A 14,380-nucleotide genomic window follows, 5' to 3' on the forward strand; every position below is an offset into this window, starting at 1 on the left:
GCGCCCGGTCGTCGGGCCGTTCGGGGATCAGCCGCGCGGATGACGCAGCCGTACCGAGACCCAACGGGCCCGGCGGCGCAGAATGCGCGGGATGCCCACCCTCGGGTCCGTGGCCGCCAGTTGGGGCGTGCCCCGGCGGTGGGTGCTCGGACCGTTGGCCGAGCGGCGAGTGCGTGCTGCGTCACTGTAGTCGTGCGTCCAGCCCATACCTCGACGTCTGCCCCGTCCCAAGGTCCATAACCGCGTCCGGGGTGCCCAATTGGCTTATGCGCCGGGCATTTGGCAGTTCGTCGTACAGGTGTGCCGCTCCGCGTACCGGGCGTGACCCCGGGCCCGCCGAGCGGGCTCAGCGGTCCGGTTCGGGGTCCTTCAGCCAGCTGATCAGCTCGTGGGAGAACGCCACCGGGTCCTCCTCGTGCGGGAAGTGACCGAGACCGTCGAACAGCCGCCAGCGGTAAGGGGCTTCGACGTACTCGCCGGAACCGGCCGCGCTGCGGGTGCGCATCACCGGGTCGAGGGAGCCGTGCAGATGCAGGGTCGGAACCCGGACCGGGCGCTTCATCCGGCGGTAGAACTGGACGCCGTCGGGCCGCGCCAGCGAGCGGACCAGCCATCGGTACGGCTCGACCGAGCAGTGCGCCGTGGACGGGATGCACATCGCCCGCCGGTACGTCTGCACCGCCTCGTCCTCCGGCAGCCGCGGACCGGCCCAGTCCCGGATCAGCCGGCCCACCAGCGCCCCGTCGTCCGCGACCAGCTGCCGCTCCGGGATCCACGGCCGCTGGAACCCCCAGATGTGCGAACCGGCCGCCGTCTGCCGCACGTCGGCCAGCATCGCCGAGCGCCAGCGCCGGGGGTGCGGCATCGACGACACCACCAGACGGCGTACCAGCTTCGGCCGCATCACGGCCGCCGTCCAGGCCAGATAGCCGCCGAGGTCGTGCCCGACCAGCGCCGCGTCGGGCTCGCCGAGGGAGCGGACCACGCCGGTGATGTCGAGGGCGAGGTTGGCCGGGTCGTAGCCGCGGGGGGTGCGGTCGCTGCCGCCGACGCCCCGGAGGTCCATGGCGACGGCCCGGAACCCGGCGTCGGCGAGCGCGACCAGCTGGTGCCGCCAGGTCCACCAGAACTGCGGGAAGCCGTGCACCAGCATCACCAGCGGCCCGTCGCCCAGCTCCGCGATGTGGAAGCGCGCGCCGTTCGCCGCCACGTCCCGGTGCGTCCAGGGGCCGTCCGGCCGGACGACCGAGGCGGGCTGCGCCGAAGGGGTGTCGGGTTCCGTCATGACGACGAGCGTGCCACAGCCTCGATGGCCTCGGGTGCGCGGTCCCGCGGGGACGCGGGCAGCGCCGGCCGCTCGGGGCGCTCGGGACGCGGGTGCGGCTTGGCCTTCTGCAGGACGCCCGCCGACTCCTTCACCGACGCGGCGACCTTCTGCGGGCCCTTGCTCTTCTTCGCCTTCTTCGCGAAGACCACACCGATCAGCGCCAGCACGAGGGCGATCAGGACGTTGGCCGCGAACGACAGCAGGAAGCAGACCGCGAGGTTCCAGCCGCTCCAGGTCCGGATGCCGTACGCCAGCGCGAAGTTGAGCATCGGCAGGGAGAACAGGAGCAGCCCGCCGGCCGCGGTGAACGCGCCGCCGCTCGTCGCACCGCGCTTGACGTCCTGCCTCAGCTGGGCCTTGGCCAGCGCGATCTCGTCGTGCACCAGCGCCGACATGTCGGCCGTCGCCGAGGCGAACAGCTGGCCGATGCTGCGTTCGGCGCCGACCGGGCTGCCGTCGGGTGCGCTCATCGCGGTCTCCCTCTTCTGCGTACTGCTGCGTACGGGGTCCGTCGCTGTCTGACTGCGGACGTGATCCGTCGCCGTCCGACCGCGTACGTCCGCCGGTGTCTGACTGCGTACGGTCCCGTCTTTTGTACCGTCTCGTCAGATCATGCCGGACCGTCGCCCTCATCGCCTGCCCCGCCGCCCACTTCGGCAAGCTCGGCGGCCCTGACTTCGGCGAGCCGGCGGTGCTCGGCGGCCTTGCGCTCGTGGATCTCCGCCATCCGCAGGTGATAGGCGGGGTCGTGTTCCTCGTAGACGTCCGGGATGCCGTCGAGGTCGTCGTCGCGCTCCTCGTCCTCCCAGAGCCTGCGGTACTTGACGTTCCGTATCTTCAGCAGCACGGTCGCGATCAGCGCGGCCGTCACCGAGCCGGCCAGCACCGCGACCTTGATCTCGTCCGTCAGCGCGGCGTCGCCCTCGAACGCCAGCTCCCCGATGAGCAGCGAGACGGTGAAGCCGATGCCGGCGAGCGAGGCGACGGCGAAGACGTCCGCCCACTCCAGGTCCTCGCTCAGGGTGGCCCGGGTGAAGCGCGCGGTCAGCCAGGTGCCGCCGAAGATGCCGACGGCCTTGCCGACGACGAGCCCGAGGACGACGCCGAGCGTCTCCGGCTTGGTGAACACGTCCCCGAGCACGCTGCCCGAGACCGCGACGCCCGCGCTGAACAAGGCGAACAGCGGCACGGCGAGACCCGCCGACAGAGGGCGTACCAGGTGCTCGATGCGCTCGCCGGGCGAGTGCTCCTCGCCCTCGTGGGTGGTGCAGCGCAGCATCAGGCCCATGGCGACGCCGGCGATCGTGGCGTGCACGCCGCTGTTGTACATCAGCGCCCAGATCACCAGGGCCAGCGGGACGTAGACGTACCAGCCCCGCACACCCTTGCGCAGCAGCAGCCAGAAGAGGCAGAGCCCGGCGAGGGCGCCGCCGAGCGCGGCGAAGTTCAGGGAACCGGTGAAGAAGATCGCGATGATCAGGATCGCGAACAGGTCGTCCACGACGGCGAGCGTCAGCAGGAAGGCGCGCAGCGCGCTCGGCAGCGAGGTGCCGATGACGGCGAGCACGGCGAGCGCGAAGGCGATGTCCGTCGCGGTCGGTACCGCCCAGCCGGCCAGTGAGCCACCGCCGAGACCGTTGGTGAGCAGGTAGACCAGCGCCGGTGCGGCCATGCCGCACAGGGCGGCGACCACCGGCAGCACGGCCGCCTTCGGGTCGCGCAGATCACCGGCGACCAGTTCACGCTTGAGTTCGATGCCGGCCACGAAGAAGAAGACGGCGAGCAGGCCGTCGGCCGCCCAGTGCGCCACGGAGAGGTCGAGGCCGAGCACGCCGGGGCCGAGGTGGAAGTCCGACACGGTCTCGTAGCTGTTCCCCAGCACGGGTACGTTCGCCCAGATCAGTGCGACGACCGCGGCGACCAGCAGCAGCACGCCGCCGACCGTCTCGGTGCGCAGCGCGTTCGCGACGAAGTTCCGCTCGGGCAGGGACAGCCGGGCGAAGACCTTGTGGGCGGTGCGGGGGGCGGTCACGAGGAGGACCTCCGGTCGATGGGCAGCACGGATCACATGCCGACCAGACTTCCCGGCGCACCTTTGAGCATTATCGCATCGTTGACGCGTTCCTTAGGCTAGCTAAGCTACGGCGGGACGGCCAGGTGATCTTCACATTACGCGCGTAAGGGGCACCTGGCGCGACCGTCGCGCGTGCTGCGCTTCGGTCGCCGGATGCCCCTCGCGAGTTTCCGTGCTGCGGGCTCAGTCCTCGCTGGGCGCCGCCGGGAGCTTCGCCTGGATGAGGTCCATGACCGTGGAGTCGGTCAACGTGGTCACGTCACCGAGCTGGCGGTTCTCGGCGACATCGCGCAGCAGACGGCGCATGATCTTGCCCGAGCGGGTCTTCGGCAGTTCCGCCACCGGCAGGATCCGCTGGGGCTTGGCGATCGGCCCGAGCGTGGCGGCGACATGGCCCCGCAACTCGCCGACCAGGTCCTCGCTCTCCGCCGCGCTGCCCCGCAGGATCACGAAGGCCACGATGGCCTGCCCGGTCGTCTCGTCCGCCGCGCCCACCACGGCCGCCTCGGCGACGGAGGGGTGGGAGACGAGCGCGGACTCGACCTCGGTGGTGGAGATGTTGTGCCCGGAGACGAGCATGACGTCGTCGACGCGGCCCAGCAGCCAGATGTCGCCGTCGTCGTCCTTCTTCGCGCCGTCCCCGGCGAAGTACTTGCCCTCGAAGCGCGACCAGTACGTGTCGAGGAACCGCTGGTCGTCGCCCCAGATCGTGCGCAGCATCGACGGCCACGGCTCGGTCAGGACGAGGTAACCACCGCCGCCGTCGGGGACCTCGTTCGCCTCGTCGTCGACGACCGTGGCGGAGATGCCGGGCAGCGGTGTCTGCGCCGAACCGGGCTTGGTCTCGGTGACGCCGGGCAGCGGCGAGATCATCATCGCGCCGGTCTCGGTCTGCCACCAGGTGTCCACGATCGGCGTGCGGTCGGAGCCGATGTGCTTGCGGTACCAGATCCAGGCCTCGGGGTTGATCGGCTCACCGACCGAACCCAGCACGCGCAGGCTGGAGAGGTCGAACTTCGCGGGGATGTCGTCGCCCCACTTCATGAACGTACGGATCGCGGTGGGCGCCGTGTAGAGGATCGTGACCTTGTACTTCTGCACGATCTCCCAGAAGCGGCCCTGGTGCGGGGTGTCCGGGGTGCCCTCGTACATCACCTGGGTCGCGCCGTTGGCGAGCGGCCCGTACACGATGTAGGAGTGCCCGGTGACCCAGCCGACGTCGGCGGTGCACCAGTACACGTCCGTCTCCGGCTTGAGGTCGAAGACCGCGTGATGGGTGTACGACGTCTGGGTGAGATAGCCGCCGGAGGTGTGCAGGATGCCCTTCGGCTTACCCGTCGTGCCGGAGGTGTACAGGATGAACAGCGGGTGCTCCGCCCCGAACGCCTCCGGGGTGTGCTCGGCCGACTGACGGTCGACGAGCTCGTGCCACCACACGTCGCGGCCCTCGGTCCAGGCGACCTCCTGGCCGGTGCGGCGCACCACGAGGACGTGCTCGACGTTGCCCGCCTTCTCGGCGGCCTCGTCCACGGCCGGCTTCAGCGCGGACGGCTTGCCGCGCCGGTAGCCGCCGTCGGAGGTGATGACGACCTTGGCGTCCGCGTCCTGGATACGGGTCGCGAGCGCGTCGGCCGAGAAGCCGCCGAAGACCACGGAGTGCGCGGCGCCGATCCGGGCGCAGGCCAGCATCGCGACCGCGGTCTCGGGGATCATCGGCATGTAGACGGCGACCCGGTCGCCCTTGCGCACACCCAGCTCCAGCAGGGCGTTGGCGGCCTTGGAGACCTCGTCCTTGAGCTCGGCGTAGGTGACGGCGCGGCTGTCGCCGGGCTCGCCCTCGAAGTGGATGGCCACGCGGTCGCCGTGCCCGGCCTCGACGTGGCGGTCCACGCAGTTGTACGCGACGTTGAGCTCGCCGTCCTCGAACCACTTGGCGAACGGCGGGTTCGACCAGTTCAGCGTCTGCGTCGGCTCCTTGGCCCAGGTCAGCCGGCGGGCCTGCTCGGCCCAGAAGCCGAGCCGGTCAGCCTGGGCCTGTTCGTACGCCTCCGCCGTGACGTTGGCGCCCGCGGCCAGGTCGGCGGGTGGCGCGAACCTGCGCTCTTCTTTGAGCAGGTTGGCCAGGCTCTCGTTGCTCACGACATCTCCCTCTCGAAGGGTGTCCGTTGTGTCCCAGGCCACAGCTCATCAGACCTGACGGCCCGATGACAAGGGTCGACGGAATATTGGTTTAGACCTGTCGGGCGGCTGGTCATGGCGCACCCCGGCGTGGCGGGTCGGGCTCCGGACCGGTGACGGCACCCGGTCCCCCTACCCACGGACGGTGGCAGGACCCGGTTCAGCCGTGGTGCGGCCGTGTTGCGGCCCTCACATCCCGGACCGCCCCTCCGTGCACACGTCACGGAGGGGCGGTCCGGGCTCCGCTCAGGCGGTCAGGCCCGCCGCACGGACGGTGTCGAACACGAGCCCGTCGGCCGTGTCGGTCAGCAGATACGACTGTGCCTCCCCGACGTGGAAGTACATCCCGTGCAGCTCCAGCGCGTCCTCGCGCAGTGCCCGGGACACCGACTCGTGAGCGCGCAGGTGCTCCAGCTGCTGCACGACGTTGGTCAGGCACAGCTGCTCGGCCACGTCGGCGGGCGGCCGCCCGGCCAGCCGGGGCCAGGACGGGCCGTCACCGGCGATGCGCTCCAGGCTGGGCTGCCCGTGCCGCAGCCACCGCCTGAGCGGGGTGCGGGCGCTGCCCGGCTCGGAGTTGAGCAGCGCCTGCATCGCTCCGCAGCCCGAGTGGCCGCACACGGTGATGGACCGCACCTTCAATACGTCCACCGCGTACTCGATGGCCGCCGCGACCGAGTCGTCGCCGCTCTCCTCGCCCGGCAGGGGCACCAGGTTGCCGACGTTGCGCACCACGAACAGGTCGCCCGGACCACTGGACGTGATCATCGAGGTGACCAGGCGGGAGTCCGCGCAGGTGAGGAACAGCTGATCGGGCCGCTGCCCCTCACGGGCCAGCCGCGCCAGCTCGCCCCTGACCAGCGGGGCCGTGTTGCTCTGAAAGGCGCTGATGCCTCGGGCCAGTTGATGGTTGCCGGAGGTGTCGGTGAGGGGGTCGGGGGCGGTGTTGCGCCGGTCGGGATCGTCGGTGCCGTACGAGGCCTGTGGGCCGGCCGGGGACCGTGAGCCCTTCGGGCTCTTCGTCCCCTTGGGGCCGAACACGCTCGCACAACCCGCCGGGGCCGCCGGGTTCATCGGCGCTTTGGCCCCGCCCAGACCGACGGAGCCCATGGCGGCCGCGAGGTCGTCCCGGCCTACAGGGCGGTCGTCCCGGCCTGCGGGGCCTCCTGGGCCTGCGGGGCGGTCCGGGTTCGTGGGGCCCTCTCGGCCTGGGGCGCCGCCCAAGCCGACGGAACCCGTCGCGCCCGCGAGGTCGTTCCGGTTTGCGGAGCCGTCACGGTCTCCGGGGCCGTCCGGGCCTGCAGAGCCGTTACGGACTGCGGAGCCGTGCGGGCCTGCGGAGCCGTGCGGGACTGTCGAGCCCTTCCGGTCTGTGGGTCCGTCCGAGCTTGCCGAGCCCTTCCGGACTGTCGAGCCGTCCGGGGCTGTGGAACCGTCCGGGCCTCGGGAGCCCTTACGGACTGTGGGGCCGTGGCCTGTGGAGCTCCTCCGGACTGTCGGGCCGTCCGGGTGTGTGGAGCCGTCCGAGCCCGTGAAGCCCTCGGCCGACGTTCGGGCCGCCGAGCCCTCCGGCTTCGCCGAGCCCGTCCGGTCGACGGAGCCGTCCCGGCCTGCGGAGCCGTCCCGGCCCGGGGAGCCGTCCCGGCCTGCGGAGCCGTCCCGGCCCGGGGAGCCGTCCCGGCCCGGGGAGCCGTCCCGGCCCGGGGAGCCGTCCCGGCCCGGGGAGCCGTCCCGGCCCCGGAAATCGTCCGGCTCTGCGGAACCCTCGCGGACCACGGAGCGTTCCGGCCCCCCGGAGTTTTCCCGGGGCGCGGAGCCGTCCTGGCTTGCGGAGCCCTCCAGGACCGTTGAGCCCTTCAGCCCCACGGATCTCGCTCGGCCCCCCGAACCCTCCAGTCCCACATCGCCGTTCCACTTCTCGGAACTGTTCCAGCACTCGGAATCGCTCCGGTCCGCAAGCCCGGGGGAGTCCTGCCTGCCTGCGGAGCCCTTCCAGCCCTCGAAGGTCTTGGCGCCCCCGGCGCTCGCGGAGGCCCTGGAGCTCGCGAGGACCTTGGAGTGCTCGGTGCTCGCCGACGCCTTCCAGCCCACGAAGCCCTTGGCGCGCTCCGAACTCACCGAGCCCCAGACAGGCACCGGGCCACCGGAGCCGTCCGGCCCCGTCGGCGCCTCCAGCAGCGTCGGCTGTACCTCGCACTGGTGGTTGCGCCACGGTGTCCAGGGACTGCACCGGCAACCGGCGGCAGGGTCCGGCTCGTCCGCCCAGCCGTCCCCGCGGTGACCGGGGAACCTCATGGGCTCGGCGATGCGGACACCGGAGCGGCGGCCGATCAGCTCGACGGCGCCACCTGTCGCGGTGTGGGTGTTCTGCCAGTCCTGCAGGGTCTCGTAGGCCGCGTGGTCCATGAACGAGCCGTCCAGCTCGACGAGGACGTCGGCGCCCTGGGGCACGAGATGCAGGGCACGGCTGAGCCGTGGCACCGCGAGGAAGGTCAACTGGCCTCGTACCTGTACGTGATGGACTCCCTCCGTCACTTCATGGGTGATCCGGGTGCGGGTGAGGCGGTGCAGGGCGACGCCGACGGCCACGGCGATCCCGAACGCCACGCCCTCCAGTACGCCGAAGACCACCACGCCGAGGGTGGTCACCACGTACACCAGCACCTCACGGTGGCGGGTCACCGTGCGGATGTGGTTCAGCGAGACCATCTGGATGCCGACGGCCATCACCAGGGCGGCGAGCGAGGCGAGCGGGATGAGCTCCAGGAGCGGGACCATCAGCAGCGCGGCGATCACTACGAGAACGCCGTGCAGCATCGTGGAGTTCCGGCTGACGGCACCGGCGTGCACATTCGCCGTGCTGCGCACGGCCACGCCCGCGACGGGCAGTCCGCCGAGTCCACCGGAGACGATGTTGGCGGCGCCCTGACCGAGCAGTTCGCGGTCCAGGTCGGAGCGGGGGACCCGCGCGGCGAGTCCGGGCCGGGCGGCGGCCATCTTGTCGACGGCGACCGCGCCGAGCAGCGACTGCACGCTGCACACCAGCGTGGTGGTGAGCACGGCCGCGACCAGGCCGAGCACCGGGCCCTCGGGCAGGCCGGCCAGGGCGTGACTGCTCCAGTTGGGCAGCTCGACCTTGGGCAGGGTGAGCCCCACCAGCGAGGCCGCCGCGGTGGCGCCGGCGACGGCGACGAGCGCGGCCGGTGCCTTGCGCAGCAGGTTGCCCGCCCGGCCGGGCAGCCGGGGCCAGGCCAGCAGCAGGGCGAGTGTGAGCGCGCTGGTGGCGACCGCGGCCGGGTGCAGATGGGCCAGTTGTGCGGGCAGCGCGCGCAGGTTGTCCAGTACGGCGCTCTGCGGAGTGCCGCCGAGCACGATGTGCAACTGGGCGACGGCGATGGTGACACCGATGCCGGCCAGCATGCCGTGCACGATCGCGGGGCTGACGGCCAGCGCGGAGCGGGCCACGCGCAGGCAGCCGAGCCCGAGCTGGGCGAGCCCGGCGAGCACGGTGATGGCGCAGGTCGTACGCCATCCGTAGCGGTGGATGAGGTCGGCGGTGACGACCGTGAGGCCGGCCGCCGGGCCGCTCACCTGGAGCGGGGAGCCGCCGAGCCGTCCGGCCACCAGACCGCCCACGGCCGCGGCGACGAGCCCCGCCTGGAGCGGCGCTCCGGTGGCGAGGGCGATGCCCAGGGACAGTGGCAGCGCGATCAGGAAGACGGAGATGGCGGCCGACACGTCGACTCCGGCGATACGGAACCGGAAGCGCCGGCCGGGCGGCGGACTGTGGGGCGGGTGGACCCGCTTCGTTCGGTGGGGGTCGGGTCGGTGGGGTTCGAAGGCATGGGTGGGGACGTTGGCTGACATGTTTTCCCGTCTCCTCCGGGGCAGCGCGGTCGCGGGGACAAGGGGTCCCCCGCCGAAGCGGGGTGGGGGGTCGCGGCCGTGGGTCACGGCGTGCAGCGGCGGGATCAGCAACTTTCAGTAAACGAATCGTAATGCAGAGTAAAGGACAAGCATGGACTTTCCGGGCAAATGGGTTAAGCAATCACTCCGGAGTGTGATGTGAGCATTTCATCGGCTTGTCGTACTAATTCCTTCTCGGTCCCGTGCGACCTTGACCGCGCTGCCGACTCATCGACTGGAGAAGGAAGGTGGGCGGGATGGCCGCCACCCAGAGGATCGCCGCGGGCGCCATGGGCGCCGCGGTCTGCGCCCTGTCACTCGCCGGCTGCGGGACCGGCTCCGACCGTCCGGAGGGAGGGGGTTCCGGCCCGCAGGGTGCCCCGGCGCCCAAGAGCGCGGTCCGGCTGATCGGGGACGGCTCCACGGCGTTCACCGGCACGCAGCCCCATCTGTCCCGCGCGGAGCGGCTGAAGCCCGGTCAGAGACCGCCCCAGTTCGTGGTGTTCTCCTGGGACGGCGCGGGTGAGGACAGCCAGCGGCTGTTCTCCCACTTCCGCGAGGTCGCCAAGGCGAACAACGCCACCATGACGTACTTCCTCAGCGGCGTGTACCTGCTGCCCGAGGAGAAGCGCGACCTCTACAGGCCGCCGCAGCACTCGCCGGGCCGCTCCGACATCGGCTTCAACGACCGGCAGGGGATCGCCGACACCGTGAAGCAGCTCCGCCTGGCGTGGCTGGAGGGCAATGAGGTCGGCACCCACTTCAACGGCCACTTCTGCGGCCCCGAGGGCGGTGTCGGGCAGTGGTCGGTCGAGGAGTGGAAGGACGAGATCGCCCAGGCCAAGCAGTTCGTGAAGTCCTGGAAGACCAACAGCGGCATGACGGACGCCGCCCCGCTGCCCTTCGACTACGACCGCGAACTCATCGGCGCCCGCACCCCCTGTCTGGAGGGCCAGGCCAACTTCCGCAAGGCCGCCCGGGAACTCGGCTTCCGCTACGACACCAGCGGCGTCAACAACCAGGTGTGGCCCGGCAAGAAGGAAGGTCTGTGGGACCTGTCCATGCAGCTGGTGCCCTTCCCCGGGCACAACTACGAGCAGCTGACCATGGACTACAACTTCATGGTCAACCAGTCGGGCACCAACACCCAGGGTGACCCGGACAAGTACGAGTACTGGGGCAACCAGATGCGCGACGGCCTGCTCCAGGGCTTCCAGCGGGCCTACGACGGCAACCGAGCCCCGCTGATCATCGGCAACCACTTCGAGTCCTGGAACGGCGGCACGTACATGCGCGCCGTCGAGGACGTCGTGGAGCAGGTGTGCACCAAGCCCGAGGTGCGCTGTGTCTCCTTCCGGCAGTTGGTCGACTGGCTGGACGCCCAGGACCCCAAGACCCTCGCGAAGATGCGCACGCTGAAGGTCGGCGAGGCCCCGAAACAGGGCTGGGAGTCCTATCTGTCCGCCCGCCCCGCCCCGGCCCCGAAGGGTGCGCCCGGGGCGCCGGCGGACCGTACCTAGCCGTCGCCGGACGAGCCCGTCGGGCGGACTCGTCACTCGCGTCCGTCAGACGGGCTCGACGACGCCCTCGCCGAGCACGAAGCCGGGGTCGACCTGGGCCGCCAGGTCGGCCCCGTGCCGCTCGTTGGCCCAGGACTGGGCGTTCTTCAGGTGGAAGTGGACCATCTGGCGGGTGTAGCGCTCCCAGTCACGGCGCCCGTACGTGTCGTCCGCGGTCGTCCGCAGGACCTCCAGGGCGCGCCGGTTGGCGTCCTCCAGCCGCTCGAACAGGGGCGGCCGGCCCTTCTCCATGGCGCGCACCCAGTCCGAGTGACCGACCGTCACGAGCAGGTCTTCCCCGACCTCGGCGCGGAGGTAGTCGAGGTCGTCCTGGCCCTGCACCTTGTTCCCGACGACCTTCAGCTCGACGCCGAAGTCGCGGGCGTAGTCCTTGTACTGGCGGTAGACGGAGATCCCCTTCCGGGTCGGCTCGGCGACGAGGAACGTGATGTCGAAGCGGGTGAACATGCCGGAGGCGAAGGAGTCCGAACCGGCCGTCATGTCCACCACGACGTACTCGTCGGGCCCGTCCACCAGGTGGTTCAGGCAGAGCTCCACCGCTCCGGTCTTGGAGTGGTAGCAGGCGACTCCGAGGTCGGCGTCCGTGAAGGGGCCGGTGACCATCAAACGGACGGCCCCGCCGTCGAGTTCCACCGGCCGGGCGCAGGCGTCGTAGACCGGGTTGTCCTCGCGCACCCGCAGCAGCCGCGAGCCCTCCCCGGGGGGCGTGGTCTTGATCATCGACTCGGCGGAGCCGATGCGCGGGTTGGTGCCGCGCAGGTAGTCCTTGATCAGCGCCAGCCGGTCGCCCATCGCGGGCAGTCCGGCCGACTCCGTCTCGTCGAGGCCGAGTGCGGCCCCCAGATGCTGGTTGATGTCGGCGTCGATCGCGACGACCGGGGCACCGGCGGCCGCGAGGTGGCGGATGAACAGGGAGGACAGGGTCGTCTTTCCGCTGCCGCCCTTGCCAACGAAAGCAATTTTCATGTTCATCAAGCGTAGTGGTGCCCCCGCCCCGGCACCCGGCGTTGCGTGAAGAAGACCACTCCTTCGTGGGGTTTCCGCGGTGGGTGCGTAGGGTCGTACTCATGAGTACGACAGGCGCGACCGCCGATCCGCTCGCCGCCCTGGGCTCGCTGCCCGGTGTGGCCGAGGCCGTGGAGTCCGTGCGCAAGGCGGTGGACCGGGTCTACGGGCACCGGATCATGCGCCGGCGCAGCAACGAGATCACCGCCGAGGCGGCGCTGCGCGGAGCCCGTGGCTCCGCGGCGCTCTCCGGTGCGGACTGGGCCCTCGAAGAGGTGCGCCGGCGCTCCGACTTCAGCGGCGAGGACGGGGCGCGCGCCGTGGGTGCCGCGCTCCGGCTGAGCGCCGAGGCGGGTCAGTTGCTGTCCATCTGGCGGCAGTCACCGCTTCGGGTGCTGGCCCGGCTGCATCTGGTGGCGGCCGCGGACCACGCGGACCAGGTCGGGCGCCCCCGGCAGCAGGGCGAACGGGTCGAGGAGCCGCTGATCGAGCAGCCGCTGCCGGACGCCGATGAGGTGTCCGGACGGCTGGAGGGGCTGTCCGAACTGATCATCGCGGGGAGTTCGGCGCCGGCGCTGGTCATGGCCGCCGTCGTGCACGGCGAGCTGCTCGCGCTGCGCCCCTTCGTCTCCCACAACGGCCTGGTGGCGCGTACGGCCGAACGGATCGTATTGGTGGGCAGCGGCCTCGACCCGAAGTCGGTCTGCCCGGCCGAGGTGGGACACGCGGAACTGGGCCGTGCGGCGTATCTGGCCGCGTTCGAGGGCTACCTCTCCGGCACCCCCGAGGGTATGGCGGCGTGGATCGCGCATTGCGGCCGGGCGGTGGAACTGGGGGCGCGCGAGTCGACGGCGGTGTGTGAGGCGCTCCAGCGCGGGGCCGCCTGAACAGGGTTGCGGCGGCACGATTTCTCGTACCGCCGCTGGCATGAGCGCCGGGTTACCAGGCGTCCTCGAAGTGTTGCCCATCAGGCGGGGATCTTTGCCCGTCACCTGGTGCGGCTGGCCCGTAATCGACGGGTCGACGTCGCGTGGGTGCCCAGTTTTCATGCTCGGTCCGTGTGGCCAAATGCGTTTGAAGGGTGATCCTCTCGGATGTCCTTGGTCTCGCGGGCCGTTGTCTCCTTTGTACTCCAGGTGAGGGGCAAGCGGAAGTGCTGACCTCGGTTCTTTACTTGTGAATTCAACGAATTCGGCGAAGTGGAAGCGGTTGCCGCAATTCCGAGGCGGTTCGGACCTGGTGGTGTAGCAGGTCAAGCGGTGGCCGCGCGGCGCCGATTCGTGTACCAGACAAGACCGGCCGTGGCGGCCGCGGCACCTATGGCGGCCGCCGCGACCAGAGCCGGACGCGGCGGTACGGAGAACGCGGGCAATCGCTGCTTGAGCCGGACGGGGCGGTGGAAATCGAGAATCGGCCACCCGCGCGCGAGTGCCTCACGGCGGAGTGTGCGATCGGGATTGACCGCGTGCGGATTTCCGACCGACTCCAGCATCGGAAGATCTGTCGCCGAATCGCTGTAGGCGTAGCAGCGGGAAAGGTCGTAGCCCTCGGACTCGGCGAGCTCCCGGATCGCCTCCGCCTTCGTGGGGCCGTAGGCGTAGTACTCCACCTCGCCGGTGAAGCAGCCGTCCTCACCCACGACCATGCGGGTCGCGACCACGCGGTCCGCCCCGAGCAGCTCGCCGATCGGCTCGACCACTTCGGCGCCTGACGTGGACACAATCACCACGTCACGGCCGGCGATGTGGTGCTCCTCGATGAGGGACGCGGCCTCGTCGTAGATGATCGGGTCGATGATGTCGTGCAGGGTCTCGGCGACGATCTCCTTGACCTGCTGGACGTTCCACCCGCGGCACAGTGCCGACAAGTACGCGCGCATGCGTTCGATCTGCTCGTGGTCCGAGCCGCCCGCGAGGAAGACGAACTGGGCATATGCGGTGCGCAGCACGGCGCGGCGGTTGATGAGACCACCCTGGTAGAACGACTTGCTGAAGGTGAGCGTGCTCGACTTCGCAATGACCGTCTTGTCCAGGTCAAAGAAGGCCGCTGTGCGGGGCATCGAGTGGTTTTCCACGACCCCGAGCATAGGGGCAGCCCATTCGGCGTAAGCTCGGGCGTGTGGGTTTGCCTGAGAGGGCTCTCGGGTACACCATGGAAGTCACGGATCGTTCGCGACCGTGCTAACCCGGTCCGACTCCTCCCCCCCCGAGTCGGCCGTGGGGACGACCCCCGCTCTCCCCCCCGGCGGGGGTCGTCGCATGTCCGGGTGGGTTTTTCCCCTCTTTTCACGGCCGCGAGGCCGGCTCGGGG

The 14,380-nt window shown here is 70.8% G+C and carries 10 protein-coding genes; 2 read left to right on the top strand and 8 right to left on the bottom strand.

Features of this window, described 5'->3' with window-relative positions; translation table 11 throughout:
- Positions 1-27: 27 nt before the first annotated feature.
- The 6 genes from ACIP2X_RS22115 to ACIP2X_RS22140 form a co-directional block, all read right to left on the bottom strand.
- A complete protein-coding gene (locus ACIP2X_RS22115) occupies positions 28-207 on the bottom strand; it encodes a hypothetical protein (RefSeq protein WP_401675643.1) in 180 nt (59 codons plus the stop codon).
- A 139-nt stretch (positions 208-346) separates the two neighbouring features.
- Complete coding sequence (locus ACIP2X_RS22120; RefSeq protein WP_401675645.1) at positions 347-1,285, bottom strand: alpha/beta fold hydrolase; 939 nt, start codon at positions 1,283-1,285, stop codon at positions 347-349.
- Positions 1,282-1,797 (bottom strand): phage holin family protein, encoded by a 516-nt coding sequence (locus tag ACIP2X_RS22125; protein ID WP_401675647.1) that lies wholly within the window; start codon positions 1,795-1,797, stop codon positions 1,282-1,284. Before ACIP2X_RS22125 ends, ACIP2X_RS22120 begins: the two co-directional genes overlap by 4 nt.
- A 140-nt stretch (positions 1,798-1,937) precedes the next feature.
- Entirely contained in the window at positions 1,938-3,359 is a 1,422-nt protein-coding gene (gene nhaA, locus ACIP2X_RS22130) for a Na+/H+ antiporter NhaA (RefSeq protein ID WP_401675649.1), read from the bottom strand.
- Between the two features lie 225 nt (positions 3,360-3,584).
- The gene (acs, locus tag ACIP2X_RS22135) at positions 3,585-5,540 is read right to left on the bottom strand and encodes an acetate--CoA ligase (protein WP_401675651.1); all 1,956 of its coding nucleotides are present in this window, start codon (positions 5,538-5,540) and stop codon (positions 3,585-3,587) included.
- A gap of 285 nt (positions 5,541-5,825) precedes the next feature.
- Positions 5,826-9,446 (bottom strand): SulP family inorganic anion transporter, encoded by a 3,621-nt coding sequence (locus tag ACIP2X_RS22140; protein ID WP_401675653.1) that lies wholly within the window; start codon positions 9,444-9,446, stop codon positions 5,826-5,828.
- Positions 9,447-9,742: 296 nt separating this feature from the next.
- Here ACIP2X_RS22140 and ACIP2X_RS22145 point away from each other — a divergent pair, with 296 nt between their 5' ends.
- Positions 9,743-11,005, top strand: coding sequence for a hypothetical protein (locus ACIP2X_RS22145; RefSeq protein ID WP_401675655.1), 1,263 nt, complete (start codon positions 9,743-9,745; stop codon positions 11,003-11,005).
- A 45-nt stretch (positions 11,006-11,050) separates the two neighbouring features.
- Here ACIP2X_RS22145 and ACIP2X_RS22150 read toward each other — a convergent pair whose 3' ends face one another.
- Positions 11,051-12,031 carry an ATP-binding protein gene (locus tag ACIP2X_RS22150; protein ID WP_401675657.1) on the bottom strand — a complete coding sequence of 327 codons (981 nt, stop codon included), beginning with the start codon at positions 12,029-12,031 and terminating at the stop codon, positions 11,051-11,053.
- A gap of 101 nt (positions 12,032-12,132) precedes the next feature.
- Here ACIP2X_RS22150 and ACIP2X_RS22155 point away from each other — a divergent pair, with 101 nt between their 5' ends.
- Positions 12,133-12,957, top strand: a complete 825-nt coding sequence (locus ACIP2X_RS22155; RefSeq protein WP_401675659.1) for an oxidoreductase — start codon at positions 12,133-12,135, stop codon at positions 12,955-12,957.
- 365 nt (positions 12,958-13,322) lie between these two features.
- Here the strand turns inward: ACIP2X_RS22155 and ACIP2X_RS22160 are convergent, their stop codons facing one another.
- Positions 13,323-14,156: an HAD family hydrolase gene (locus tag ACIP2X_RS22160; protein ID WP_401675661.1), complete on the bottom strand. Its 834-nt coding sequence runs from the start codon at positions 14,154-14,156 to the stop codon at positions 13,323-13,325.
- Positions 14,157-14,380: the final 224 nt, after the last annotated feature.

Origin of the sequence: Streptomyces sp. NPDC089424, assembly GCF_044749345.1 — a bacterium.
In the GTDB taxonomy this organism is placed as follows: Bacteria; Actinomycetota; Actinomycetes; order Streptomycetales; family Streptomycetaceae; genus Streptomyces.